This is a genomic window from Pseudophaeobacter sp. 1A16562 (assembly GCF_041008785.1).
Taxonomy (GTDB): domain Bacteria; phylum Pseudomonadota; class Alphaproteobacteria; order Rhodobacterales; family Rhodobacteraceae; genus Phycobacter; species Phycobacter gallaeciensis_A.
Genome location: NZ_JAXGFT010000002.1, coordinates 168,786 through 195,473 on the forward strand (window position 1 = coordinate 168,786; position 26,688 = coordinate 195,473).

Genomic DNA, 26,688 nt, shown 5'->3' on the forward strand with positions numbered 1-26,688 from the left:
AGGCCCGGGCTCATTCGCCCCAGGAGACCATGTCCATCGGGTGCATGGTGCCCCAAATGCCAGTGGGAACGTTCATCAGTTTCTTGTCGTAGGCCGTGTGATAGGGCAGCGCGTTGATCCAGTAGACCGGCAGGTCCTTTGCGACGATCTGCTGGAACTCGGCATAAAGCTCCTTACGCTTGGTCGGATCGCTTTCGATGGCGGCGGCGTTCAGCAGTTCATCGACCTTTGCATTGGCGTATTGCTGGGTGTTGGACCAGATCACGCCTTGGCGAATGTTGTCGCTGAGATAAGTACGGTGCACCCCGATTACCGGGTCGCCCCAGTTGAACACGATATCCATCGTCAGTTCAAAGTCATGGCCGCCAACCCGGCCGGCCCAGGTCGGGAAATCTGGCGCGGCGCGCACGGTGACGGCAATACCGATCTTCTTCAGCTGCGATTTCATGTATTCGGCAATCGACTGCTGCTGTTCCTTGGGGCCGGGGATGAAATCAATGGTCAGTTCCATCCCGTCAGCAAACCCGGCTTCGGCCATCAGGGCCTTTGCCTTGTCCAGATCGGCATCATAGGCGGGGATGCTCTCGTCAAAGAAGGGCGAGCTTTCGATGATCGGACCCCGTTGCGGCGTGGAAACGCCTCTGTGCAACGCCTTGGTGATGAAGTCGCGATCCACCGCATAGGCAATCGCCTGACGCACCCGCACGTCGCTCAGCTTGGGGGAGGCGGTGTTGAAGGCCAGCCAGTTGAGCGGACCAACCGCAGCATAGCCTTCGGCGGTGACACCCAGATGGTCGGCTTTTTCAAGGCGGCGGATTTCCTGGCTGCCGGCCATGAAGGGGTACATATCCGCTTCGCCGTTTTCCATCGCGATCAGCAACGCCGAGGGATCCTTGATGATGCGGACGATGATCTCATCCAGCTTGGGGCGCCCGTCGAGGAAGAAATTCGGGTTCTTCTTCAGAACGATGGCCTCGCCTGCTTTGAATTCCTCCAGCATGAAGGGGCCGGAGCCGACGGGTTTGGAATTCATCGGGTGGGATTTGATGTCCTGCCCATCGTCGAATACGTGCTTGGGCAGGACCGGAGCCAGCGCGGGCGACAGCGCCAGCAGCAGCGCCGGGTGCGGATTGCTGAGGTTGATCACAACCGTATGCGCATCTGGCGTGTCGATGCTTTCGACCGGTGCGAACATGGATTTAAAAGGGTGGTTTTCCTTTGTGGTCAGGATGGAATAGGCCACATCTTCCGAGGTGATCGGCTCTCCGTCGTGAAAGGTGGCATTGTCGACCAGGTTCAGCGTGACGGTCAGGCCGTCCTCGGAGGTTTCCCAACTTTTCGCCAGATAGGGCTGCGGCTCCCAGTTTTCGTCATAACGGATGGGCGAGGCAAAAATCTGCGTCGACGGCACGGCGGTTGCGATGCCCGATTGCACCGCGCCGTTCAGGTGTCGCGGCACCTGACTGGAGGCGATGACCAGCGTGCCACCGTCGGCAAATGCGGGCAGGGCGGTAGAGGATAGTGCGGCAAATGCGGCCGCGCCCAAGAGGCGTGACATGAGTTTCATCTGGATCTCCCTGATCGTTTTTTTGCTGTTTCAATCAGGCTAGTCTCGCTCACTCGTCTCAGAAAACAGTCTTTTGCAGGGGTGAAAGTCTCATTTTTTAGCGGAAGATGTGAACAGAGGAGGGTGTTTCCTGCGGGTTAGAAAACAGTAAATCATCAAAATCCCCGCGCTCCGCCACCTCGCGGCAGGAGGCCAGAACCGATTTCACGATGGCAGATTTTTGTGACGCAGGCGTGTAAGCCACTCCATATTGTGGTGATTCCAGATCGCCCTTGATTGGGCGGGCGACATAGCCGCTTTGTCCGACGCGGTCGTTAGGGCCGCAGATATTCATCAGCGCATAGCCAAAGTTCGCTGCAACAAGCCCCCGCAGGACAGACGAGCTTTTGGTGGTATGCGCAATATTCGGGCGCAAGCCACGGGCTTCGAAAAGGCTGCAAAAATAGGCACGTGTCCCCGGTAGGTCCAGAAGGATCATCGGCAATTCCGCCAGATCCTGAAGATCGACCTCCGGCTTTTGGGCCAAGGGTGACTCGTCGGGGATCAGGGCAATCGGCGTGGCACGGAACATCGGAATGAAAGGCTGCGCCTCTGGCGTGGTGCGCCGGTAGGTCAGCGCCACATCGATGGCGCCAGAGCTCAGCAGATCGGCAATCGACTGCATGTCACCCTCTTTCAGCTCGATGCTGATCGACGGGTAGTCTTCGGAAATCCGTTTCAGGATCGGCGGCAGCACATAGGGCGCGGTCGGGGCATAGCAACCCATCCGCAGGGTCCCCGCCAGATCACCGGTCAGGGACATCAGATCCGATTCAAAAATCCTGGATTGCTCAAGAAATTCCTGAACCCGCTCGCCTACGGCCAGCCCGCTGCTGGTTGGGACGATCCCGCGCGCGGGCAGCCGCCGCAAGAGTTCAGTGCCCGTCGTTTGCTCGATCATGTCGATGGCCGCGGTGATCGAGGATTGCGAAATATTCATCTCGACAGCGGCCCGTGCGATGGAGCCGGTCCGCAGCGCCGCATCGAAGTAGCGAAGTTGTTTGAGCGTGAAACGCATAGCAATTCCTGCATTTTTTGCGGGTTACCTCGACAGTAATTACATTTTTCCAATGTTCAAAGCTTGGATATCCCAAAGGGGAACCCAAAGGTGTCCCATGTCAAAAATCACTGTTTTCAAAGCAAAAAAAATCATCACTCAGGATCCGAACACTCCGGTAGCGACCCATGTCGCGGTGCAGGACGGTAAAATTCTGGCTGTTGGCGATGCCGATTGCGCGCAGCAATGGGGCGCTGTCGAACGCGATGACAGCCTCAGTCATGCGGTGCTGATGCCCGGTTTTGTCGAAGGTCATGCTCATATGATGGCTGGGGCGATGTGGAACTATGCCTATGCCGGATATCACGACCGGATCGACCCCGACGGGCGTATGTGGTCGGGCATGACGGACATAGGCGAGGTAATTTCCGGCCTCACGGAGTACGCCGGATCTCTGGGTGAGGACGTGCCACTGATCGGCTGGGGATTTGATCCGATTTTCCTGCCCACCGAGCGGCTGAATCGGCACCATCTGGATGAGATCAGCACCACCCGCCCGATTGCCATCATCTATTCCAATTTCCACCTGATGTGCGTGAACTCGAAGGCGCTGGAACTGGCGGGATACAGCCGGGAAACAAATGCCGAAGGGGTGCTGAAGGGCCCGGACGGCAGCCCGACCGGCGAGTTGCAGGAGATGGCAGCAATGTTCCCGGTGATGCGCCGTCTTGGCATCGATTTCCGCAGTCTGGCCCAGCAGGCGCCATCAATCCAGACCTATGGTGAGGTCGCGAAACGCGCGGGCGTCACCACGATCGCAGATCTCTTCTCTACCATGGAAGACAGCGATCTGGATGTCATGCTCGAGGTGACGGGCGCACCGGATTTCCCGGTCCGCATCGTGCCTGCGCAGGGGGCAATGGGGGCAACGCCCGAACAGATCACCGCCCGGGCCAAAGATCTGCGCGCCCGCTCCACTGACAAGCTGCGCCTCGGGGCGGTCAAGCTGATGACCGATGGCTCGATCCAGGGCTGGACCGCGCGGGTGAAATGGCCCGGCTACGTGGGCGGACAGCCCAATGGCATCTGGAACACTGCACCCGATCAGATCTACGCCCTGTGCGAAGTGATGCAGCGTGAAGGCGTGCAGATGCATATCCACGTCAACGGCGACGAAGCTTCTGAGGTCGCCATTGATGCCATCGAGGCAGCTCTGCGCCGGGCGCCGGGGCAGGGGCATCGCCACGTGCTGCAACATTGCCAGATGATGGGGCGTGATCAGTTCGAACGCTGCGCGGAGCTGGGGATCTGCACCAATATCTTTGCCAATCATATCTGGTACTTCGGCGATCAGCACGCAGAGGCAACCATTGGCGAGGATCGCGCCCTGCGGATGGATGCCTGCCGAGCCGCGCTGGACGCAGGTGTGCATATGACGATCCATTCCGATGCGCCGGTAACGCCGCTGGCGCCGCTGTTCACCGCATGGTGCGCCGTCAATCGCCAGACCATGAGCGGCCGAACCCTGGGCGCGGCGCAACAGATCACCGTGGAAGAGGCCCTGCGCGCGATCACCCTTGGCGCGGCCTATACTCTGCGCCTCGATGATGAGATCGGTAGTATCGAGACTGGTAAGAAAGCCGACTTCGCAGTGCTGGGGGAGGACCCGACCGCGGTGGACCCGATGGCGCTGAAGGACGTGCCGGTTCTGGGCACAGTGTCGGGCGGTCGGGTGCATCTGCTGTGATCCGCCATGATTGACAACCGCCTGCCAATGACCGTGATCGGGGGGTACCTCGGCGCGGGCAAGACCACGCTGATCAATCGCCTTCTGTCGGCGCCGCATGGCCAGCGTCTGATGGTTCTGGTCAATGATTTCGGCGCCATCAATATCGATGCCGAACTGCTGCATAGCGCCGATGAGGACACGCTGACCCTGACCAATGGCTGCGTCTGCTGCACAATGGGGGCGGACCTTTTCATGGCGATTGCCGATGTGCTCGACCGCAATCCGCGCCCGGACCATCTGATCATCGAGGCCAGCGGCATTGCTGATCCGCAAAAGATCGCCAATGCCGCCGTGGCAGAGCCAGAGATGCGTTTTGGCGGTATCGTGACCGTGGTCGATGCGGGCAGCTATCAGAGCCTTTCCAGCGATACGCTGATCGGCCCGCAGATACGCGATCAGGTGGCCTGCGCTGATCTGGTGCTGGTCAGCAAGACCGAAGAAATACCGGCGGCTGTGGCCCTTGGGCTGGCCGCCGACAGCCGGTCGGCCCGGGTTCTGCTGAGCGATGCAGACCATGTGGCCGAACTGCTGCTGTTGCAGCCGGACCCCGGCAGCAAGCCGCAGCGGGGGGCCAAGGCACATCCGGATTACATGCATTGGCATCACAGCACGGATATCGTTCTCAGCCGGGAGGAACTCGCCCGGATCGTTGAGACCCGCCCACCCGGCTTGTTCCGGATCAAGGGGTTCGTGCGTGGCAGGCCGGGGCGGGGCTGGCTTATTCAGGTGGTTGGGCAGGACGTTAGCATTACCCCGGCTGACGTGCCCGGTGACACGCATCTGGTCGGGATCGGCCTCTCCGCTCAGGTCACGGTGCAGGACTGTGAGGCATGGTGGCAGGGGGCAAAACAGCTCTCTGCGGCACCTGCCAAGGCTGATTGAGGTCGATCAAGGACAGCGCAGCCCGTACCAAGTATTCATGTATCCACATTCGGTTCATAGCCAGCGAATGCGGATACAGGCATGGGACAGGAGGCGGCTGCAATGACGCTTTTCAAAGATCGAACAGATGCGGGGCAGGCCCTTGCGGCCGAACTGTCTGGCAAAGGGTATCAAGACCCGGTGATCCTTGCGCTGCCGCGCGGCGGCGTTCCGGTAGCGGCCGAAGTTGCCCGCGCGCTGAATGCTCCGATGGATCTGATCATGGTCCGCAAGATCGGTGCTCCTGAGCAACCCGAACTCGCTGTGGCGGCAGTGGTGAACGGCTCGGAGCCAAAGATTGTCACAAACCGCGAAATCGCCAGATCCTTTGGCCTTGCGGCGGCGGATATCAAACGGATGTCACAGCCCCGGCTGGAGGAAATCAGGCGCCGCCGGGACGTCTATCTGAAAGGGCGCAAGCAGGTGCCGCTTAGGGGGCGGACGGCGATTGTGGTGGATGATGGCATCGCCACCGGGGCCACGGTCCGGGCTTCGCTGCGGGCCGTGCGTGCGCGCAAACCGGCGCGGCTGGTGCTGGCGGTGCCGGTGGCGCCGCGGGATGTTGCCGAGAGTTTGCGCGACGAAGTAGATGAGCTGATCTGTCTGAAAATGCCTTTTCCTTTCGGTTCAATTGGGCGCTTCTACAGCGATTTTTCGCAGACCTCGGATGGAGAGGTCGTCCGCCTTTTGGATGCGGCGGCCAAGGCAGCCTCCGCAGAAACGCCCTGAGATAGGGCCAAGGCAACGCGTCCGGTGGTCCTGTCAAGGATTGTATCCGCCTGCGTTTTCACCCAAGGCTTGTGTCTGGGCACTGGCGGGGTGATCGCAAGTATGCCACCTTTCCCACACCCATGCTGAACCAAATCAGGAGCCTGCATGTCTGATACGGCACTGTCGCCCGATGAGCTGAGACGGGTCTGCGATCCGACGGAGTTCGAGTTTGCAACCACCGCCGATCTTGAGCCGCTTGAAGGGCCGCTGGGGCAGGGCCGGGGAATGGAGGCGATCCGCCTGTCGGCGCAGATGAAACACCGCCGGTTCAATCTTTATGTGCAAGGCCCACGGGGCAGTGGCCGTAAATCCGCCGTGCTGCGCGTGTTGGAGGAAGAGGCCGCCAGCCGCCCCATTCCAAAGGACTGGGTCTATGTGCAGAACTTTGAAGACGCCGATCAGCCCAATGCCATTTGTCTGCCGCGTGGGCAGGGCGTGCGGCTGCGCAACGCGATGGCCCGGCTGCTTGAGGAGTTGGCCAATCATATCCCGGCGCTGCTGGTGTCCGAAGACTACCAGAACAAGCGGATGGCGCTGGAGCAGGATTACAATGCGCGGCGCGAAGAGGCCTTTGATGCGCTGCGTCAGAAGGCCGAAGCCAGGAATGTCGCGATCCTGAGTACGCCGATGGGGTTTTCCCTGGCCGCAAAACGCGACGATGAGATCGTCAAACCGGAGGTGATCGAAAAGCTGCCCGAAGAAGAGCGGATACAGATCCGCGACGCGGTTGCGGAAATTCAGAGCGAGCTGGAGGATTTCCTTCTGGACCAGCCCGAACTGGAGCGGGAACAGCGCGATGCGTTGACCCGGCTCAATGCGGAAATGGCGCGGATCGCAGTGGATGCCGCCGTCGACAGGGCCTGTCGCGGTTTTGTCGAGATCGACGAGCTTGGTCCGTATTTCACGGCCCTGCGGGATGATCTGGTGGCCCATGCGGATCTGTTCCTGTCACTGGACCTGGGGCGCTCCAAGGCGCCGTTTCCCGCCGGGCTGGCTGCCTTGCGCGAGGATCCGCAGTTTCACCGCTATCATGTCAATGTTGTGGTGACCCATGAGGGAGATGCGGACCGGGCGCCGGTAGTTGAGGAAAGCCTGCCGACGCTGGCCAATCTGACCGGGCAGATCGACTATATGGCGATGCAGGGTGTGCTGGTCACCGATTTTACCCAGATCAAACCGGGGGCATTGCATCGGGCAAACGGGGGCTTTCTGGTGCTGGACGCCCGCCGGGTGCTGGCGGAACCCCTGGCCTGGGATGCGCTGAAACGCTGTTTGGAAACAGAGGCGGTCCATGTGATCACCCCGGGTGAACGGCTGGGGCTGATTTCGACCACCACGATGAAACCCGAACCGATCCCGCTGGATGTGCGGGTTGTGCTGGTTGGGGATCGTATGCTGCACATGTTGCTGGCGGAATACGATCCGGATTTTGACAAGTTCTTCCGCGTGACCGCTGATTTCGGGCCTGACATGGTGCGCGATGCGGACAGTATTGCGCTGTTTGCCCGCCGGGTTGCGGCGCTGGTGAAGGAAGAGGCGCTGCGCCCGGTGACCGCTGATGGTGTGGCGGCGCTGATCGATGCCGCCTCGCGCGCCTCGGCGGATCAGGAAAAGCTGAGCCTTCGGATCGAGACCTTGTGGGATACCCTGCGTGAAGGCAATCACTACGCCCGCCAGGGGGGGACTGAGGCCATTTCGGCAAAACATGTAAATGGCGCCATAACTGCCGCCGAAGAACGCCGTGGTCTGATCCGCGACCGGATGCGCGAGATGATCGCGCGGGAGCAGATCCTGATTTCCACTCGGGGCAGTGAAATCGGTCAGATCAACGGGCTGACCGTTTCGGCGCTGGGCGAAGAAAGCTTTGGCGCGCCGGTGCGGATCACCGCCCGCGTTCGCGTAGGGTCCGGACGTGTTGTCGATATCGAGCGCGAGGCCAAGCTGGGCGGTCCGATCCATTCCAAGGCGGTGCTGATCCTCTCTGGCTATCTGGCGGCGCGCTATGTGCCGGACGCACCCCTGTCGCTTTGGGCCAGCCTCGTTTTCGAGCAAAGCTATGGCGGCGTCGAAGGCGACAGCGCGTCGTTGGCAGAACTCTGCGCCCTGATGTCGGCCCTTGCCGAGGTGCCAATCTCACAGTCCTTCGCGGTGACCGGATCGGTGAACCAGATGGGCGATGTCCAACCCATTGGCGGCGTGAATGAGAAGATCGAAGGGTTTTTCGAGGTCTGCCGTACCGAGGGGCTGACAGGCCGTCAGGGGGTTCTGATCCCGCGCAGCAATGTGGAGAACCTCATGTTGAAACCCGAGGTGGTGGAGGCAGTGCGCGCCGGGCAGTTCCAGATCCACGCGGTCAGCCATGTGGATGAGGCCATCGAACAGCTGACCGGCCTGCCTGCCGGGCTGCGCGATCTGCACGGTGCCTTTGAAGACGGGTCGGTCAATGCCAATATAGAGGTCAAACTGCTGGATTTCGCACAGACGCGCGCTGCCATGGGGGGATCATACGAGGCGCCGAACTCTCCGGATCCAGAGGACTGATCCCGGAAGGTCAGGACGCGCTACGCGTCATTTCCATTGCATTTCGGCCCCGGTCAGAGAAATCAGCAACGTATCTTGCGGCATCTGGCCAAGGCCTTCGAACATCTTGATATAATTGAGGTTCGAGTGAATTTCGGCGATCTTGTCGTCTTTAATCCGGAACATCATCTGGCCGTCAAAATCAAAAGGCGGGCGTGTGGGGTGTTTCGTGACAGCTACCGTGAAACAGGTGATTACCCAGTCGCCTAGCTCTTCGAAGACGGAAAAGGACACCTCTGGTGTGCATTCAAGGCGCGCTTTCAGGGCCGAGACGATGTCGATGGGCCTGAAATCCTTGTCTGCCAGATTGGACACCGGGCCACTCGCCTTTGCACCGGTTGAAAACATCTCGTCCTGTATTTGGTCGTTGTTCCGGTACCAGATTTCCTCGAACCAAAACCGCACCAACTCTGCCTTGCTTCCCACCAGTTATTCACCTGTTTAGAGTTCCCGTTTGGCGGGATTTTATGCCGTGTTTACGACCGCCGTCGAGAGCATGAATACGTCGGTCGCGACCTGTGTCAAAAAGGCCAAAATCGGGCGGGATGGCTGCCCTGTGGTTATTCTGGGCAGTCGCGGATTGAGCTGCTAGCCTGATCGAGGCCTCGGGTTTCAATCGCAAATGCGGGGCACAGCGGGGCAGGGATCGGGGAATCCGGGTGCAATTGAGGAGTTGCGCAGCCTGCCGCGCGTCGGGAGGGGAAACGATGAAACACGCTGAGCAACAGGCAGATGTCATTATCGTCGGGGCGGGGCTGGCCGGACTGGTGGCCGCCGCCGAACTGGCGGACCGGGGCAAGACGGTCATGATCGTCGATCAGGAACCCGAAGGTTTTCTTGGCGGGCAGGCTTTCTGGTCGCTGGGCGGGCTGATGTTGATCGACAGCCCCGAACAGCGCCGCATGGGGATCCGTGACAGCCGTGAATTGGCCTATTCTGACTGGATGGGCAGCGCTGGTTTCGACCGTGACGAAGACCTCTGGCCGCGCAAATGGGCCGAAAGCTATATCGATTTTGCGGCCGGTGAGATGCGGCCGTGGTTGCATGACATGGGCATGCGCTGGTTTCCCATCGTCGGCTGGGCCGAGCGGGGCGGCTCCTTTGGTTCGGGGCATGGCAATTCGGTGCCACGGTTCCATCTGACCTGGGGCGTGGGTCCCGGCACGCAGGAGCCGTTCGAGCGCCGGGTCAGGGAGCATGAAAAGGCGGGGCGCATCAGCCTGAAGTTCCGCCATCGCTGTTCACATCTGCTGATGCAGAACGGCGCCTGCACGGGCATCAGCGGTGAGGTTCTTGCCGAAGACACCAGCGCCCGCGGGCAGAAGACCAACCGCGAGGTCATTGGCGATTTTGAATTGCGCGCAGCCAGCGTGGTGGTGGCCTCGGGCGGGATCGGTGGCAACCTGGATCTGGTGCGCAAGGCCTGGCCGACGGACCGGCTGGGGGCCGCGCCAAAACACATGATCGCAGGCGTTCCCGCCCATGTGGACGGCCGTATGGTCGCGATCACCCAGCAGGCCGGTGGCCATGTGATCAACGCCGACCGCATGTGGCATTACACCGAAGGCGTGAAGAACTGGGATCCGATCTGGCCGAACCATGGCATCCGGATCCTGCCGGGACCGTCCTCAATGTGGTTCGATGCGACCGGCAACCGTTTCGCGCCGCCTGCCATGCCGGGCTTCGACAGTCTTGGCACGCTGAAGGCCATTCTGGCCACGGGCTATGATTATTCCTGGTTCATCACCACGCAGAAAATCATCAAGAAGGAATTTGCGTTATCCGGATCAGAGCAGAACCCGGACCTTGCCTCCAAAAGCTGGAAACAGGTCCTAAAACAGCGACTTTTGAATAAGAAGGCGACCCCCAACGTGGAAGCCTTCAAGGAGCACGGCGAGGATTTTGTCGTTGCTGACCGGTTGGAGGATCTGATCGCCAGGATGAATGCACTGCAAGGGAACAGCCTGCTGGATGCCGGAAAAATACGGGACGAAATCACTGCCCGGGACGCGCAGATCGACAACCCGTTCTCAAAAGACGCCCAGATGATGGCGATCCACGCGGCCCGCAATTATCGCGGTGACAGGCTGATGCGCACGGCAAAGCCGCACCGGATCCTGGATCCCGACAACGGTCCGCTGATCGGGGTCCGGCTCAACATCATTACCCGCAAGACGCTGGGCGGTCTTCAGACCGATCTGAATGGGCAACTGGTCGATGCCAATGGCAAGACCATTCCCGGCCTTTTCGCCGCGGGAGAGGTCGCCGGGTTCGGCGGCGGTGGCTATCATGGCTATAACGCGCTCGAGGGCACGTTTCTGGGCGGCTGTATTTTTTCGGGCCGCCAAGTGGGACGGGCGGACAGCATTGCCTGATGACCGGGATCAGTCCTCTAGGTAATTCGCCAGATAGGAATCCAGCAGGGTGAGAAACTCCTGCGCGTAGATATCCGCGTTTTCTGGGTTGGACTGAGCCGCGATCATATCCTCCATGGCAACCGCGATCTGCAGTACCGTCTGGGCCACCACTTTTGGATCGCCACCATGAAACCCGTCCTGACCGCGTTTCCAGCGCATTTCCATCAGTTCGGTGGTGTATTCACGTTCTCGGTCTCGGGCAGCGACTGCTGGGCGGGCCGAGACGAAATAGATCAGCAGCAAACGGTAGTAAGGATTGTTCCGTACATAGTCTCTCTGGGTAAGGATGATGTGATGCAACCTGTCGCGCCAGCCCGGTCTTGTTTCGGTGTTTTCCAGCGTCTCCAGAACCTTGTCCCGCAGTTCCTGCGCGCTTTGCAGGTAGAGCTCGCGCAACACATGCTCCACATCGGAGAAATAGCGGTAAATGGAGCTGACCGGGATCCCGGCATGAGCGGCAATCTGTGTGGTCGTGATCGTTTGCACGGGGTGCTCGGACAAGAGGTCGGCCGTCGCGGTCAGAATGATGTGGATCCGCTGGACAGCGCGGGCCTGTTTCGGCGTGTTCCGTGTTTTCAGCGGACCAAAGACCATGGGTGTTTGTGCGGACGGGGTCATCTTACAGTCTCAGCAGTTGGGCCAGGGCGGCTGCCGAATGGCCTTGCTTTGGCGTCGGCGCGGCCTCTTGGGCTTTGATCAGGTCGTAAAGGGCACTGTTGATGGGGGCTGGACAGTCGGCAGCTGCGGCCAAGCGCAGGATTTCGCCGGTGATCGCATCGATTTCGGTGGGCCTGCCCGCGGCCAGATCGACGGCCATGGAGGTCATCGACGCCGGATCGAGTTTCTGAAGCCGCAGCAATGTCCTATTGAACAGCGCGTCGGGCAAACGCAGCAACCATTGCACCAGCCGCGGGGAGAGGGGACCGACGGTCTGCCAGGTAACCCCTGCTTCGTCATAGACCTGGAGCGCTTCGCGCAACGTGACCGCGTATATCCGGCGGTACCCCGATTGGCAGAGCATGGCATGAAGCGGCAGGCCGCTGAGGGCATTGATCGGATTGATCAGGTTCAACAGCAGCTTGCCGTATTGAATGGGTTTCAGCGCATCCTGCAGCTCTGCCGGGGCGCCGGTGGCCGCAATGATCTCGGCAAGGGCAGTGCTGACTGGGGTGCGTTCCAACTTCAGCTGCCCGGCGCTGGACCTATGCAGGTGGTTGCCGGGTGCCCAGACCACATTAAAGGGCACCATACCGGCGATGACCGGATGAGCGGGAAGGGCGGCACGCAGCTGTTCCACTGCGGACACTCCGTTCAGCAGGCAGAGGATCGGCGTTCCTTCGGTGGCGTAGGCGCGGATCTCTTCGATCGCCCGCTCCAACCCGATGGATTTGAGCGTCAGCACGATAAGATCGGCCTCTGACAAGGCCTCGGGGCTGTCGTGCAGATCCAGAAGCGGCAAGTCAGTGTCCGCCGCCGTGCCGCCGGTCAGTCGCAGCGGTCCGGCACCGATCTGTGCCCAAGTGGCGGCCCGTCCGATCAGGCCTATACGCCCGCCCGCCGCCTGCACGGCCGCTGCCCAATGCGCACCGAGGAAACACCCGATCGCTCCGGCGCCCAGAAAGACAACTCTGCGGGGTGTCACGTTCAATCGAGCGTTCTCCAGACCGAGGCCAGGTCAGACAGTGGAATAAGAAATGGATAGCGCTCTGCCCCCTGACGCGCCGTGCGGCAGTTCTACAATCATTCACCGTTCCGCGGAAATATTTTCCCGTTTTGCGGTAAAATATTGGTTCATAGGCTGATGTGATGCTGCGCAAACGCCCGATTTGCCGAGGTTCAGAGCAATTTCAGGGCACTGCGGAGGCCATGACTGCCGGTAAACTTTGGACAGTTCATTGGTGTGTTGGGCGTCAGCGCAGGTTGGCGATGTTTTCCACCAGCGAAGTGCAGGCATCTGCGATATGCGCCCGGGTAAGTTCCGCAGCGAGGGCAGCATCGCCGGTGCTGCAGGCCTCAAGAATGGCAAGATGCTCTTCATGGGCGCGCTGCATGCCGTTGGATAGCACCAGCTGTGCGCGCAAATATCTGTCGACCCGGTCCATGGCATTGTCGATCACATCGAGATGATATTGCAGGCCGCTGGCCGCGTAGAGCTGCGAATGGAAATCCCGGTTCAGCTGGCCCCAGGTCAGGGGATCGTCCGATGCGGAAAACGCTTCCAGACATTGGCGGGCCTGCTCCAGGACCTCTGGCGTCATCTGCGGGACCGCGCGGCGGATCACTTCGGGTTCGATGAGCGCCCGCAGATCAAAGATCTCCTGTGCCTCTTCCGGGGAGAGGCCAGACACAACCGCGCCCTTGTACCGCTGGGTCTTGACCAGTCCCTGTTCCTCAAGCCGCGAGATCGCCTCGCGGACCGGGATCCGGCTGGTGTTGAACAGCCCGGCGATTTCATCCTGCCGCAGCGGTTCGCCCTCTTTCAGGTCACCTTCGATGATGGCCTTGCGCAGGGCTTCGAAAACGATCGACGAGGCCGAGGCGGTTTTCGAGATGTCGACGGGGTTCAGCTTCATTCGGTTTGGCTCCTCCTGAAGCCTTGATATGATCTTTTGCCTGCTCTGCAAAGGTTTGGCCGAAATTATCCGCTGAAGGTCCGAGGAAGACTACATGCGGAAATCGCTTGCAGAGGCAAGCAGGGAGGAAAGGCGGTAGAGGGACGTGCCTGCCTTTTACGGGCGGTCCGTGCCAAAACCAGCGGTCGTGAAGCTGCCTGTCAGGGCAGCGGAGGCGGTCTGCGGAGTGGTGGCCGCGCGGCTGGCCATGCGCTCAAGGTTCACGATGGTTGAGAGCATGATCCGATCATGGCTCCAGTCGGCAGGGCGTTGCAGCAACAGCGCTGTTGTCATCACCGCAGCAACCATCAGGCCCGAGATGATGGCCCAGCCCAGCGGGCTGGCTTTTGCGCTCTGGTCGGCGGTCACGGCGAGCAGGCGGCGTTCCAGCGCTGATGCGCCACGACCTGTTTCGCGGCGATCCACCAGGGCCACCGCAGGGCTGCGGCGGGCAAACAGTACCGGGTCCTTGGCCGCATGGGCGCAGGCGCGGATCAGGCATTCGCAATAGGCGCGCAGATCGAAATGAGGCCGTGCCATCATCGCCTGATCGCAGGCAAATTCACGCAGCAGCCGCACTTCGCGGCGCCACAGGTAGAAGGCGGGATTCCAGAACAGCAGCGGTCGCAGCGCATCGAGGAGAAATTCGCATTCGATGTCGCGCTGCCGGAAGTGCTGCAATTCATGCGCGACGGTCAGGCGCAGATCCTGCGGATCCTCCAGCAGGGCGGTCGGCAGAACCACGTAGCGCGTAAAAAGACTGCGGGTGGAATAGGCGACGCGGGCCTCATCAGACAACAGCAGCCGCACGCTGCCGATGCGTTTCCAGGTAAAGGCCTGCCGCAGGCTGCTCCGCAGGCGCAGGACCGACACCGCCAATTGCGCCGTGCAGAAGGCTGCGCCTGCGGCCAGAGCGGCCAGCGTCGCCTGTGCCCAGAGAGGTCGATCGCTGGTCAGGGTGCGAACCAGATCCTCGCGCAGGCCCAGAAGATCCTCGAACCGGGTTGCGCTCATCCCGACATGACCCTGCAGATATTGCGCAACCAGAAGGTCCGACAGGTTGGGCGGATGGGCAAAGACCAGGCTGGTCAGGGCCAATACCAGCAGCGGAGACAGTGCGAGCAGCAGCGTCACCGTGTTCAGCAGCTGCAATTGCGGACGGTAGGTTGAGCCGAAAGCGCTGCGGGACAGCAGTTTTCGCGCGACCAGCCAGAGCACCGCGCCCGCAAACAGCAGCAGGTTCAGATCAAGATAGGCATTCAGTAGAGCATCAGGTTGCATTGTCCCCCAGCCTTTCCTCCAGAAGCGCTCTCATCTCTTCGAGCATTTCGTCGGTCACGTCCTCATCATCGACAAGCCGGGCAACAAGGGCGGCCGGGGCTCCGTTGAAGAGTTTGCTCGAAAGGTTTTTCAGAGATGTTTTCTGGTACTCTGCCTTGGGAACAGCGGGGCGGTAGACCAGCGACCGGTCGGCCCGTTCACTGGTAAGAAAACCCTTCTGCTCCATGATTTTCAAGACCGTTGCGACCGAGGTATAGGCGCGTTCCTGCACCTTGTTCAGCTCGGCCAGAATATCGCGCACGGTGCCGCCGCCGGTTTCCCAGACCACGGTCATGAACTCCAGTTCCACTTCGGTGAGGAGCGATTTGTCCTGTTTCTTTCGCATGCGCGCAGTTGCCTGATCCATTTTGGTCTTCCGCTTATGCTAGGGGAAAGGGGGAGGGGTTGAAAACTATTTTTTTAGCAGAGGCCAGGCGCGCAGATCGCTGGTTGCCAGGGCTCGTAGGGCAGAGACCTCTGTGCACCAGCAAAAAAGGCCCGATTTTGCTGAGAAGGCCTTGAGGGGCAGATCTGCCTCTCAAGGCCGTTTTCAAGGGTATTGAAGGTTTGCGCGTCAAGGACAAGCCGCCTTTGGCGGGACCTTCGGCCTCCTTGACCCGCCGGGTGGGGCCGCCGTCACACCTTCCAGAAGCAGAAGACGCCCCAGGCGATAGACAGGCCGAGCGGGATCCACAGGGGCATGCCGATCAGACCGAGCCAGGCCAGAAAGATATAGGCGGTCCCGAGGAGGCTGATGAACAGCCGGTCGCCGCGAGTGGTTTCAAGCCCCAGGACCCCCTTGCGCAGGTCGCCGCCGGGGTGACGGATCTCAAGCGCGATGAGAACGCCGATTGCAGAAAAGATACCGATAAAGACCAGCGCCGTCGGCCAGGTCCAGGCCATCCATGATAGCATGTCAAACCCTCCCCATCGCAAAACCCTTTGCGATGTAGTTGCGGACGAACCAAATCACGATGGCGCCCGGAATGATTGTCAATGTGCCCGCAGCCGCCAGAAGGCCCAGTTCGTAGCCCGCGCTGGAGGCGGTTTTGGTCATGGTGGCGGCGATGGGTTTGGCCGCCACGGCAGTCAGGGTTTTGGCCAGCAGCAACTCCACCCAGGAGAACATGAAGCAGAAGAAGGCAGCAACGCCGACCCCGGCCTTGATCGAAGGGATGAAGATCACGGCAAAGAACCGCGGGAAGGAATAGCCATCCACATAGGCGGTCTCGTCGAGTTCCTTAGGAATGCCGCCCATGAAACCTTCGAGGATCCAGACTGCGAGCGGGATGTTGAACAGGCAGTGCGCCAGCGCCACCGCCAGATGGGTGTCGAACAGCCCGACGGCCGAATATAGCTGGAAAAAGGGCAGGGCGAAGACCGCTGCCGGGGCCATCCGGTTGGTGAGCAGCCAGAAGAACAGCTGCTTGTCACCGAGAAAGCGGTAGCGGCTGAACGCATAGGCGGCCGGCAGGGCCACCGCGACCGAAATCACCGTGTTGATCGTCACGTAGAGGATCGAGTTGATATAACCCCAGTACCAGGTCGGATCGGTGAAGATGACCTTGTAGTTCTCCAGCGTGAAGGTCTGCGGAAAGAGCGAGAATCCCGCGAGGATTTCATTGGTTGTCTTGAAGCTCATCGCCACCAGCCAGTAAATCGGCAGCATGAGGAACAGGATATAGACGATGGGGACGATGGAACGTTTCTGCATCTGATCCCTCCCTTAATTCTGATCGTCTTTGGTCATCAGCGTGTAGAACAGCCAGCTGACCAGAAGCGTGATTGCAAAGTAGATGAGCGACATCGCGGCGGCGGGGCCAAGGTCGAACTGACCCAGCGCGATTTTCACCAGATCGATCGACAGGAGCGTGGTGGAGTTGCCGGGGCCACCGCCGGTCAGAACGAAAGGCTCGGTGTAGATGTTGAAGCTGTCCATGAACCTGAGCAGGATCGCGATGGTCAGGACGGTTTTCATCTTGGGCAGCTGGATGAACCGGAACACCGCCCAGTTAGAGGCGCCGTCGATCTTGGCTGCCTGATAATAGGCGTCGGGGATCGAGACGAGACCCGCATAGGACAGAAGCACCACCAGCGAGGTCCAGTGCCAGACGTCCATGGTGACGATGGTCACCCAGGCCGCGACCGGATCCTGCGTCATGTCGTAGTTGATGCCGAGCGTGTGGTTCAGGAAATAGCCCAGAAGGCCGATATCGGGGAGGGTGAAGATGTTCCACATCGCGCCCACCACGTTCCAGGGGATCAGCATCGGCAGCGCCATCAGCACGAGGCAGACCGGCACCCAGAACCCTTTGCGTGGCATCGACAGCGCAATCGCGATGCCCAAGGGCACCTCGATGATCAGGATCAGGAAGGTAAAGAGGAACTGTCGTCCAAGGGCGGCGTGGAACCGGTCGGAGCGCAGGATCTGTTCGAACCAGTCGAGCCCTTGCCAGAAAAAGACGTTGTCGCCGAAGGTTTCCTGTACCGAGTAGTTGACGACGGTCATCATCGGGATGAGCGCATTAAAGGCCACCAGCAACAGGACCGGCAGCACAAAGAACCATGCTTTTTGGTTTTCGGTTTTCATTTGCTGTTACTCCGGGTCTGTGGCGAGCCAGCCGTCCACGTAAAGGCGGGTCTGGTCTTGGCGGAAGGCGAGGTGGGTTTCATCGCCTTTGTGCGGGGCGGCGCCTTCCCCGATCACGGCGTTGACCTTGTGGCCAAGGCAGTTGCATTCGACCACCGTGTGGCGGCCGATGTCGGACACCTTGGTGACGGTGGCGGGCAGGCCGCTGTCTGAGAGCGAGACGAACTCCGGGCGGATGCCGATCTCGGTCTTGCCATTAGGGGTGCCGCGCACGGGGCCTTCGAGGGCGACTGGCTGGCCGTCGATCTTTGCCTCACCCTCAAACGTGCAGGGCAGGATGTTCATGCCCGGCGAGCCGATGAAATGGCCGACAAACGTATGCGCGGGGCGTTCGAACAGCTCAACCGGCGTGCCGATCTGCACCACTTCGCCAAGCTGCATCACCACCACCTGATCGGCAAAGGTCAGTGCCTCGGTCTGGTCGTGGGTGACGTAGATCATCGTTGCCTTGACCCGCTGGTGCAGCTCTTTCAGCTTCGAGCGCAGCTTCCACTTCAGATGCGGGTCGATCACGGTGAGCGGTTCGTCGAACATGACCACGTTCACATCCTCGCGCACCAAGCCACGGCCCATGGAGATTTTCTGTTTGTTGTCCGGGGAGAGACCAGCGGCCTTCTGATCTAGCATCTCGGTGACTTCCAGCATCTCGGCAATCGCCATGACGCGTTCGCGTACGATGGCCTCGTCCCGGCCACGATTGCGCAGTGGGAAGGCGAGGTTATCGTAAACTGTCATCGTGTCGTAGATCACCGGGAACTGGAACACCTGCGCGATATTGCGCTGGTCGGGGGGCAGTTTGGTGACGTCCTGCCCATCAAACAGGATCTGACCTTCGGATGGCACCAGAAGACCTGAGATGATGTTCAGCAGGGTGGATTTGCCACAACCCGAGGGACCAAGCAGCGCATAGGCGCCGCCGTCGGACCAGTCGAGATCGATCTCCTTCAGGGCGTAGTCGGACGCGGAGGTCGGCGCCGTAAGGTAGCTGTGGCGTAGTTTTGAAAGGGTGATTTTTGCCATAGTCTTGCCTCACGCCACGCGGGAGCCATCGGGTGCAAAGAAATAGCACGCGGATGGATCCATATAGAAATCATGCATTTCACCGACCTGGTAGGGGTGAACCCCGGCCGAAAGGGAGACCCAGCTGCCCTGAGTGCTGCCAAGGCCCAGATCGAAATGGGCGCTGCTTTCGGAGCCCGAAAGCTCGGTCACCTGCACGCGTCCGGCGATGCGGACTGTGGCCTGCGTGGTGGCGACGGGCAGCACGTGATAGGGGCGGATCGCGACGGTATAGGTGCCATCCGCCAGATCTGCGGCGGCGCCCTCCAGAACCCAGGTCACATCCGGGGTCAGCCGGGCCATGTTACCCTGTTTGGTGATTTCGGCGGTGTTGATCGGCGGATCCGAGAACACCCGGGCCGCGGCCACGTTTTGCGGGTCGCGGTAGATCTCGGCAGTGGGGCCGAACTGGGTAACGCGGCCATCGCGCATCAGCGCGGTCTTACCGCCCAGCAGCAACGCCTCTTCGGGTTCCGAGGTGGCATAGACTACAACGGCACCACGTCCGGCGAAAAGCTCTGGCAGTTGGTCGCGCAGTTCTTCGCGCAGTTTGTAATCGAGGTTCGCCAGCGGTTCGTCCAGGAACACCGCCTGGCTTTCCTTGGCAATCGCGCGGGCAAGGGCGCAGCGTTGCTGCTGTCCGCCAGAGAGCTCATGCGGGCGCCGGTGCAGCATCGGGCGCAACTGCAGGATATCCGCGGCGTCTTCTACCCGACCTTCGATTTCGGATTTTGCCATGCCTGCGACCTTCAAGGGGGAGGCGATGTTTTCAAAAACCGTCATGTGCGGGTAGTTGATAAAGAATTGGTGCACCAGGCTAATGTTGCGTTTCTGGGTGTTGAGGCGGGTCACGTCCCGGCCTTCCATCCACACGCTGCCGCTGGCAATCGGGTCCAGCCCGGCCATCAGTTTGATCAATGAGGTCTTGCCCGACCCGGTGGCGCCCAGAAGGACGTTGAAGTGACCGCTCTCCAGTATCAGAGACGTGTCTTTTATGTGCTCAATCGCGCCGACGCGCTTGACCACGTTTTTAAGTTCAAGAGCCATCTTGGTTGGTCTTTCCGGAGAATGGGCCCGCTTGCGCTGCGCCGCTGCGGGCGTCGGCGAGAGAGCCAAAGCGCGATCCGCGCTTCCGTGGGGTTTGCAAATGCCCCGAAGCAGGACATGGGCCGCTTCGGGGTGGGTCGGCCGGGCGGAAAGCCGCCCGGCGGGGAGGGAGCCCTTAGTTCTTGGCCCAGCGGGCAACCAGCTCGTCATAGTTGACGGTCTGGCCCTGAGGCTTCTCGTTCTCCAGCTTCGGCTTGGCGCCGCCATTGGCGTACCACCATTCCGCGTCCTTCTCTTCGTTCAGGCGCGGACCACAGCCGCCGTAGATGTTGGCCTGCTCGTCAGCGCGCTGCATCCGGCTCATGGTGATGTCCATTTCCTGAGCAAGACGATCCATCGCTTCCTGCGGCGTGAAGGCGCCGGAGTTTACGTCACCGATCTGCTGCCACCAGATCTGGGCCAGCTTGGGATAGTCCGGAACGTTCACACCGGTCGGCGACCATGCCACGCGGTCGGGCGAACGATAGAATTCCACCAGACCACCGAGTTTCTCGGCACGTTCAGAGAAGCTCTCGTGGTTGACCGAGCTGTCGCGGATGAAGGTGAGACCCACGTGGGATTTCTTCACGTCCACGGTTTTCGACACCACGAACTGAGCGTAGAGCCATGCAGCCTGCGCGCGGTCCAGCGGAGTGGAGTTGAGGAAGGTCCAGGAACCCACGTCCTGATAGCCGACCTTCTGGCCTTCTTCCCAGTAGGGGCCATGCGGAGAGGGCGCCATGCGCCACAGCGGGGTGCCGCTGTCGTCGACGGTGTTGTTGCCTTCGGACTTCGGCTTCACCATGTCTGCGGTGAAGGCGGTGTACCAGAAGATCTGCTGTGCCACGTTGCCTTGGGCCAGGGCGGGCAGGGACTGGTAGAAGTCATAAGACGCCGCACCCGGAGGCGCGTATTTGCGCAGCCATTCGTCCCATTTGCGGATCGCATAGACCGCAGCCGGGCCGTTCGCGGCACCACCGCGGGTGACGCTGGCGCCAACCGGGTTACAGGTGCCCGCTTCCATGCGGATGCCCCATTCATCGATCGGCACACCGTTCGGCTCACCTTTGGAGCCTGCGCCCGCCATCGACAGCCAGGCGTCGGTCATCCGCCAGCCAAGGTCAGGCGCGCGTTTGCCGTAGTCCATGTGGCCGTAGATATCGACGCCATCGATGTTCTTCACATCTTCCGAGAAGAATTCGGCGATGTCTTCATAAGCGGACCAGTTAACCGGAACGCCCAGATCGTAGCCGTATTTCTCTTTGAAGGCCGCTTGCAGGTCTTCACGGTCGAACCAGTCTTTGCGGAACCAGTAGAGGTTCGCAAACTGTTGGTCGGGCAGCTGGTACAGATCGCCATCGGGACCGGTGGTGAACTGGGTGCCCATGAAGTCGTCGAGGTCGAGACCGGGGTTGGTCACAGCCTTGAAATCGCCTTCCATCATGTCGCTGAGGTTATAAGCAAGCTGCAGACGCGAGTGGGTGCCGATCAGGTCGGAATCGTTGACGTAGGCGTCATAGAGGTTCCGCTTGGTCTGCATTTGGGTCTGAACCGCCTGAACGACTTCGCCCTCACCAAGGATCTGGTGGTTCACCTTGATGCCGGTGATTTCTTCAAAGGCTTTTGTCAGAACTTCCGATTCATAGCTGTGCGTGGGGATGCCCTCGGACAGCACGTTGATTTCCATGCCCTTGTAAGGCTCTGCCGCCTGAATGAACCACTGCATCTCGGACAGTTGTTCTTCCTTGGACAGGGCCGATGGCTGGAATTCTTCATCAATCCATTTCTTGGCAGCTGCCTCGTCGGCATATGCTGCTTGGCCCGCAACCACGGCGCAAACCGCTGCTGCGGACAAAAGATACTTCCGCATCTTTCTCCTCCCTAAAGTCAGTAAGGCCAGATGTGCGTTGCTCGCACCTGACTGCTACAGGAGTTTCATAGGGTGCGGCGGATTGTCAAACTAAAAAATTAGTAATGATGTAAGTGTCTGACAATATTGTGATTAAAGTTGATCTAGAGATACCTGTTTGCAATGCGGGCGCAGCGAAAATCCGCTGCCGCACCGCAGCATCAACCGGATTGGTGGCTCTTGTTGTGGGGATGGCGAGGGCGCTGGGAGAATCGCGTTTTCCCGTCGCGGTGTTCTGAGTTTCCGGCTAAGGAAGGTGCCATGACAGATGAATCCACATTCGAGATCTTTCTGACCGCGGCGCCGGGGCTTGAACAGGCCCTGCTGGCCGAGGCGCGCGAGCTGCAATTTTCCGATCCCCGGGCTGTACCCGGCGGTGTCACGGTGCAGGGCGGCTGGCCCGAGGTCTGGCGCGCCAACCTGTACCTGCGCGGCGCGGCGCGCGTGCTGGCGCGGATCGGTGCTTTCCGGGCCTTCCACCTTGCGCAACTGGACAAACGCGCCCGGAAATTTCCGTGGGCGGATGTACTACGCGCGGATGTTCCGATCCGCGTCGAGGTGGCGACCAACAAGAAGTCAAAAATCTACCACGCAGGCGCTGCCGCCCAGCGGATCGAACGGGCCCTGTCCGAAGAACTGGGCGCCACGATCATTCCGCCCAATGCCAGTGATGAGATGAGCGGCGCAGGCGTGACGCTGAAATGCCGGATTGAGGACAACCTGTGCCAGTTCAGCGTCGATACTTCGGGCGAGGGGCTTCACAAGCGTGGCCACAAATCCGCCGTGGGCAAGGCGCCGATGCGGGAAAATCTGGCGGCGCTGTTTCTGCGCGAATGCGGGTTCGACGGAAGCCAGACAGTAGTGGACCCGATGTGCGGCTCCGGCACCTTCGTGATCGAGGCCGCCGAGATCGCCATGGGGCTGGCGCCCGGGCGCAGCCGCAGCTTTGCCTTTGAGCAACTTGCGACATTTGATCCGGATGCTTTTGCCGCGATGAAGGCCGCAGTCGTTTCGCAGGAGACCCCGGCGCGGTTCTACGGATCCGACCGGAATGCGGGCGCGGTGGAGATGGCCACTGCCAATGCCGCCCGTGCGGGTGTTGCAGGCTGCACGTCCTTTTCGCAGGCTGCGGTAAGCGATCTGATGCCGCCCGAGGGGGCGCCAGGGCTGGTGATCGTGAACCCGCCTTATGGGGCGCGGATCGGCAACAAGAAACTGCTTTTCGCGCTTTACGGCGCGCTGGGGCAGGTCCTGAAAGAGCGTTTTTCCGGCTGGCAGGTGGGTATCGTGACCAGCGAAACCGGTCTGGCAAAGGCGACCCAACTGCCCTTTTTGCCCTTCGGGGCACCGGTCGCACATGGCGGGTTGAAGATCCGTCTGTTCCGGACTGCTCCGCTGCCATGATCCATCGTTCTGATGTGACAATGCTGGCCATACTGCTGAGATCAGTGGCATCTTGGCTGCGCCGGGCTATCTGAACCCGGCGCCAAATCCTGCATTCACGGAGCCGCAGCATGAGCACATTTGACGAAGATCTGTTTCTCAAGGGGCTTGAGCAGCGCCGCGCCACCCTTGGGGCGGAATATGTAGATGCCAATCTAGCCGCTGCGGATGATTTCAGCCGCCCCTTTCAGGAGGCGATGACTGCCTGGTGCTGGGGGTTCGGCTGGGGCGATGATGTCATCGATGCCAAGACCCGGTCGATGATGAACCTTTCCATGATCGGCGCGCTGGGCAAGATGCAGGAGTGGGAAACTCACTGCAAAGGGGCGCTGAACAATGGTGTCACACAGGATGAACTGCGGGCGATTATTCATGTGATCGGGATTTATTGCGGTGTGCCGCAGGCGCTGGAGTGCTTCCGGGTGGCCCGGCGGGTTCTAGCCGAGGCTAACGCGGAGAGCTGAGGCTCAGCCCTTGTCATGGGCCCCGTGATCGGGTGGGATCAGCAGGATGTTTGTTTCCCGGAAGGTCCCTCATGGTTTTGCGTGCTCTGCTCGTTGTTTTTCTGCTGCTGGGCGGCCTCGGCTCGGCCTTGGCCCAGGATCACGCCGCCATTGAGCGCCAGTTCCAGACCTGGTTGCGGCAGGAGGTCTGGCCGCAGGCTCGGCAGGCGGGTGTCTCGCGTCGCACGTTCAAGGCCGCCTTTGACGGCGTGACACTGAACTGGAAGCTGCCCGATCTGGTGCCCCCTGGCGCCCCGGCCAACACGCCGAAAACGCAGCGGCAGGCCGAGTTCGGCAAACCTGGGAAATACTTCGGGCGTGGCACGGTTGATGGCGCCACGGCGACCGGGCGCCAGATGGCCCGGCGCCACAAGGCAAGTCTGACAAGGGTCGAACGGGAGACCGGCGTGCCCGGGCGGATCATCCTCGCGATCTGGGGACGGGAAAGCGCCTATGGGCGGGCGGCCATTCCGCATGACGCCTTTCAGGTCCTCGCCACCAAGGGCTTCATGAGCACGCGCGCGGACTATTTCTCGGCCGAGTTGATCGCGGCGCTGCAGATCGCGGAGGCAGGTCACGTGCCCGCCCATGCAATGAAGAGCAGCTGGGCTGGCGCCCTTGGCCAGCCGCAGTTCATGCCCACGAACTTTCTGCAACATGCCGTAGACGGCGACGGCGACGGCCGCGCGGATATCTGGGGGTCAGAGGCCGACACCATCGCCTCAATCGGGACCTATCTGAAGCGGCATGGCTGGCAAACTGGGCGCGACTGGGGTTTTGAGGTTTCGGTTCCGAGCAGCGTCTCTTGCGCGCTGGAAGGCCCGGATCAGGGCCGCCCAATTTCCGATTGGGAGGAAATGGGGATCACCCGTGTCTCCGGGCGCCCCTTTCCTGAACATGAACGCGGTCAGCAGGGGTATCTGTTGATGCCTGCCGGGCGATACGGACCTGCCTTCGTGGTGACGCCAAATTTCTATGTCCTGAAAGACTACAACATGAGCGATCTATACGCCCTGTTCGTGGGGCATGTGGGGGACCGCATCCAGTTCGGTGTCGGTGACTTTCACGCCCGCTGGGGCAGTGTCGGGGGGCTGCTGCGGTCGGATGTGGCTGCCATGCAGCGTACGCTCATAGGGCAGGGGCATGATGTTGGCGGCGCCGATGGGCTGGCCGGTTACAAGACACGCCGCTCAATCGGGCGCTGGCAGGAGGCCACGGGGCAGTCACCGACTTGTTTCCCCGATCCTGCGATGAAGGCGGCGCTTGCGCGGTGACTGCGCCGCAGCCCGGCGAGGCATGCGATTCTGAAAAACGCGGCGAAAGCGCGGGGTTTCGCTTCGCAGCGGGTGAGGTAGGGGAGGGGGCGTCCAGTCAGCCTAACGCTTGGGTGCCAAGGCTGCGATGGTTTCACAGTGCCTGTCTTTGTGGTCATTTTGTTTGATGGTTTAAGATGCTGTAAATATTGTAAAATTTTAAGACGGCGCATTTTTTTGACCAGAAAATCCTGCAGAGCCGATTTTCCTGCTTGACCCCACCGGCCCCATTCCGTAAATCGCCTCCACACAGCGAGTGGCGGAGTAGCTCAGCTGGTTAGAGCAGCGGAATCATAATCCGCGTGTCGGGGGTTCAAGTCCCTCCTCCGCTACCAAAAACTTCTGCAACGCAAACCACGTTTGCCGCCGTTGGAAGAAAAAATACCCGAAAGCGACATATAGCGCCTGACGCCCGGATCTGATGTTCTGGACGCGTTGTGTTTTGACGCCTGCAGTTTGGGGCCTCTGGCGGCGTGCGGAGCAGTGCTGCGAGGCTGCAGAGGGGCGACCGCATCCTTCTGAGAACACGGTCGCTTGTCTTTAGCTATTATTCTGCTTCACAGCCGTTGACGAAGGTCGCGACAGGCCATTTCTCCTGGCGCAGTGCGGTCTTGCTGACCCAGCCGCTGGCTTCTCCGAAGCGGGCTCGGCACCAGATACCGTCCGAGGCTACAGTGCAGTAATTCACCTTGAGGCATGCGCCCTGCGGCAGTGTACCCACGATCCGCGCATCCCGTCTGGGCTGATCGCGGACATTCAGGTTGACCAGAAGGCCCAGAGAGGCAACGACACCCCCATCTTCGCTCATGACAGGGGCTGCCAGATCGGAACGTTCTGCGCAGTCGCTTGTGTAGCCAAGGTAAATGCAACGGTGTTGGCGCACAGCCTGGCTGAAGGCGGCCTGATAGGCGTCGCCGTTTGGTCGCTCTAGAATGAGGCTGACAAAAGAATCGGACAGATCGCCTGTGACACGGGATTGGTTGCCGCCCAACCGAGCAACAACAACATCCTGCTGAGCATAGAGGACAAGCTGGTTCTGCTCGATGTCCCAGGCTGAAACGCTGTTCAACGGCACAACGCAGTTTTGGCTATTGGCGACGGGGCGCAACTGAGACTCCTCAACTACCCCGTGGAGTTCCACCTTGTTTTCCAGGCTGAGCGAACACGGTGTGGAACTGGTCGAGAATGCGGTGTCGAAGACCACCCAGTTCCCGGAAAAAGCTTCAAGCAGCTGTTCTTTAGTTTGAGCAGACGACGGGGGCGCAATCAGCGTTACAAGCGCGGCAAGCGCACCCAGAGAAAGCGATTTGAGCATTACCATTCCTGTTCCTTGGAAATTATGGTCCGAATGTGGACACCGCGGTGGCGATTTCGGCTCCGTCTTGCGTTACGGATAACTCGACCGAGAGCTTGCCGCCGGGCTGAATCGAAAGGGTCGTCTTGCCTATGACATGACGTTCCCCACGGTGTATTCCGATTGCACGGCTTTGTGTCAGGTTGGAGGTTCCGCCAGAGTCGGATTTGACGATTGTCAGAGCAGCCTGCACCTCACCCTCGTCCAGTCCGATCACGCGACCTTCGATTTCCACACCTTGAGCGGTGGGAATGATCGAAATCTCAGCTGCAGCGGATTGCGCTGTGGCGGTGGATGTTCCCGCGGACATCAAAACGGTGCAGGCAAGTCCAAGGGTCGAAAGCAGTCGACGCATGGC

General features: G+C 60.5%; 24 protein-coding genes and 1 tRNA gene. 9 read left to right on the plus strand and 16 right to left on the minus strand.

The window, feature by feature from the left end; translation table 11 throughout:
• Positions 1-10: 10 nt before the first annotated feature.
• A complete protein-coding gene (locus SM764_RS03210; protein ID WP_274866731.1) occupies positions 11-1,567 on the minus strand; it encodes an ABC transporter substrate-binding protein in 1,557 nt (518 codons plus the stop codon).
• A gap of 97 nt (positions 1,568-1,664) precedes the next feature.
• Positions 1,665-2,624, minus strand: coding sequence for a LysR family transcriptional regulator (locus tag SM764_RS03215; RefSeq protein ID WP_065271236.1), 960 nt, complete (start codon positions 2,622-2,624; stop codon positions 1,665-1,667).
• A gap of 97 nt (positions 2,625-2,721) precedes the next feature.
• Between SM764_RS03215 and SM764_RS03220 the strand changes: the two genes are divergently transcribed.
• The 4 genes from SM764_RS03220 (at position 2,722) to SM764_RS03235 (ending at position 8,625) form a co-directional block, all read left to right on the plus strand.
• Positions 2,722-4,350, plus strand: a complete 1,629-nt coding sequence (locus tag SM764_RS03220; protein WP_369000985.1) for an amidohydrolase — start codon at positions 2,722-2,724, stop codon at positions 4,348-4,350.
• A gap of 6 nt (positions 4,351-4,356) precedes the next feature.
• On the plus strand, positions 4,357-5,274 hold the full coding sequence (locus SM764_RS03225) for a CobW family GTP-binding protein (RefSeq protein WP_369000986.1): 918 nt from the start codon (positions 4,357-4,359) through the stop codon (positions 5,272-5,274).
• A gap of 102 nt (positions 5,275-5,376) precedes the next feature.
• Positions 5,377-6,042 carry a phosphoribosyltransferase gene (locus tag SM764_RS03230; RefSeq protein ID WP_369000987.1) on the plus strand — a complete coding sequence of 222 codons (666 nt, stop codon included), beginning with the start codon at positions 5,377-5,379 and terminating at the stop codon, positions 6,040-6,042.
• 147 nt (positions 6,043-6,189) lie between these two features.
• Positions 6,190-8,625 (plus strand): Lon protease family protein, encoded by a 2,436-nt coding sequence (locus tag SM764_RS03235; RefSeq protein WP_368947971.1) that lies wholly within the window; start codon positions 6,190-6,192, stop codon positions 8,623-8,625.
• A 27-nt stretch (positions 8,626-8,652) separates the two neighbouring features.
• On the opposite strand, the gene SM764_RS03240 is transcribed toward SM764_RS03235, so the two are convergent.
• Positions 8,653-9,090 carry a hypothetical protein gene (locus SM764_RS03240; protein WP_368947972.1) on the minus strand — a complete coding sequence of 146 codons (438 nt, stop codon included), beginning with the start codon at positions 9,088-9,090 and terminating at the stop codon, positions 8,653-8,655.
• A gap of 281 nt (positions 9,091-9,371) precedes the next feature.
• On the opposite strand from SM764_RS03240, the gene SM764_RS03245 reads away from it, so the two are divergent.
• Complete coding sequence (locus SM764_RS03245; protein ID WP_368947973.1) at positions 9,372-11,039, plus strand: FAD-binding dehydrogenase; 1,668 nt, start codon at positions 9,372-9,374, stop codon at positions 11,037-11,039.
• A 9-nt stretch (positions 11,040-11,048) separates the two neighbouring features.
• Here the strand turns inward: SM764_RS03245 and SM764_RS03250 are convergent, their stop codons facing one another.
• The 11 genes from SM764_RS03250 to SM764_RS03300 form a co-directional block, all read right to left on the minus strand.
• A complete protein-coding gene (locus tag SM764_RS03250) occupies positions 11,049-11,699 on the minus strand; it encodes a TetR/AcrR family transcriptional regulator (protein WP_369000988.1) in 651 nt (216 codons plus the stop codon).
• A gap of 1 nt (position 11,700) precedes the next feature.
• Positions 11,701-12,723, minus strand: coding sequence for a 2-dehydropantoate 2-reductase (locus SM764_RS03255; protein WP_369001139.1), 1,023 nt, complete (start codon positions 12,721-12,723; stop codon positions 11,701-11,703).
• A gap of 268 nt (positions 12,724-12,991) precedes the next feature.
• On the minus strand, positions 12,992-13,654 hold the full coding sequence (locus SM764_RS03260) for a GntR family transcriptional regulator (protein ID WP_065271228.1): 663 nt from the start codon (positions 13,652-13,654) through the stop codon (positions 12,992-12,994).
• A 156-nt stretch (positions 13,655-13,810) separates the two neighbouring features.
• The gene (locus tag SM764_RS03265; protein ID WP_369000989.1) at positions 13,811-14,974 is read right to left on the minus strand and encodes a M56 family metallopeptidase; all 1,164 of its coding nucleotides are present in this window, start codon (positions 14,972-14,974) and stop codon (positions 13,811-13,813) included.
• Positions 14,964-15,359 (minus strand): BlaI/MecI/CopY family transcriptional regulator, encoded by a 396-nt coding sequence (locus SM764_RS03270; protein ID WP_274829675.1) that lies wholly within the window; start codon positions 15,357-15,359, stop codon positions 14,964-14,966. Before SM764_RS03270 ends, SM764_RS03265 begins: the two co-directional genes overlap by 11 nt.
• A 290-nt stretch (positions 15,360-15,649) precedes the next feature.
• Entirely contained in the window at positions 15,650-15,928 is a 279-nt protein-coding gene (locus SM764_RS03275) for a DUF2160 domain-containing protein (protein ID WP_065271226.1), read from the minus strand.
• Position 15,929: 1 nt separating this feature from the next.
• Positions 15,930-16,727, minus strand: a complete 798-nt coding sequence (locus SM764_RS03280; protein WP_065271225.1) for a carbohydrate ABC transporter permease — start codon at positions 16,725-16,727, stop codon at positions 15,930-15,932.
• Positions 16,728-16,739: 12 nt separating this feature from the next.
• Entirely contained in the window at positions 16,740-17,603 is an 864-nt protein-coding gene (locus SM764_RS03285; RefSeq protein ID WP_065271224.1) for a carbohydrate ABC transporter permease, read from the minus strand.
• A 6-nt stretch (positions 17,604-17,609) separates the two neighbouring features.
• Positions 17,610-18,683 (minus strand): ABC transporter ATP-binding protein, encoded by a 1,074-nt coding sequence (locus SM764_RS03290; RefSeq protein ID WP_369000990.1) that lies wholly within the window; start codon positions 18,681-18,683, stop codon positions 17,610-17,612.
• Between the two features lie 9 nt (positions 18,684-18,692).
• Positions 18,693-19,769 (minus strand): ABC transporter ATP-binding protein, encoded by a 1,077-nt coding sequence (locus SM764_RS03295; protein ID WP_274829673.1) that lies wholly within the window; start codon positions 19,767-19,769, stop codon positions 18,693-18,695.
• 175 nt (positions 19,770-19,944) lie between these two features.
• Positions 19,945-21,678, minus strand: a complete 1,734-nt coding sequence (locus tag SM764_RS03300; RefSeq protein WP_274829672.1) for an ABC transporter substrate-binding protein — start codon at positions 21,676-21,678, stop codon at positions 19,945-19,947.
• 300 nt (positions 21,679-21,978) lie between these two features.
• Here SM764_RS03300 and SM764_RS03305 point away from each other — a divergent pair, with 300 nt between their 5' ends.
• The 4 genes from SM764_RS03305 to SM764_RS03320 all read left to right on the plus strand — a co-directional run bounded on the left by SM764_RS03305 (position 21,979) and on the right by SM764_RS03320 (position 25,311).
• On the plus strand, positions 21,979-23,121 hold the full coding sequence (locus tag SM764_RS03305) for a THUMP domain-containing class I SAM-dependent RNA methyltransferase (protein WP_369000991.1): 1,143 nt from the start codon (positions 21,979-21,981) through the stop codon (positions 23,119-23,121).
• 110 nt (positions 23,122-23,231) lie between these two features.
• The gene (locus tag SM764_RS03310; RefSeq protein ID WP_369000992.1) at positions 23,232-23,624 is read left to right on the plus strand and encodes a carboxymuconolactone decarboxylase family protein; all 393 of its coding nucleotides are present in this window, start codon (positions 23,232-23,234) and stop codon (positions 23,622-23,624) included.
• A 71-nt stretch (positions 23,625-23,695) separates the two neighbouring features.
• The gene (locus SM764_RS03315; protein WP_369000993.1) at positions 23,696-24,937 is read left to right on the plus strand and encodes a lytic murein transglycosylase; all 1,242 of its coding nucleotides are present in this window, start codon (positions 23,696-23,698) and stop codon (positions 24,935-24,937) included.
• Positions 24,938-25,234: 297 nt separating this feature from the next.
• Positions 25,235-25,311: transfer RNA gene (locus tag SM764_RS03320), tRNA-Met, on the plus strand.
• Positions 25,312-25,523: 212 nt separating this feature from the next.
• Here the strand turns inward: SM764_RS03320 and SM764_RS03325 are convergent.
• Positions 25,524-26,297, minus strand: a complete 774-nt coding sequence (locus SM764_RS03325) for an SH3 domain-containing protein (protein WP_082996023.1) — start codon at positions 26,295-26,297, stop codon at positions 25,524-25,526.
• A gap of 16 nt (positions 26,298-26,313) precedes the next feature.
• On the minus strand, positions 26,314-26,685 hold the full coding sequence (gene csgH, locus SM764_RS03330; protein WP_274832729.1) for a curli-like amyloid fiber formation chaperone CsgH: 372 nt from the start codon (positions 26,683-26,685) through the stop codon (positions 26,314-26,316).
• Positions 26,686-26,688 lie beyond the last annotated feature (3 nt).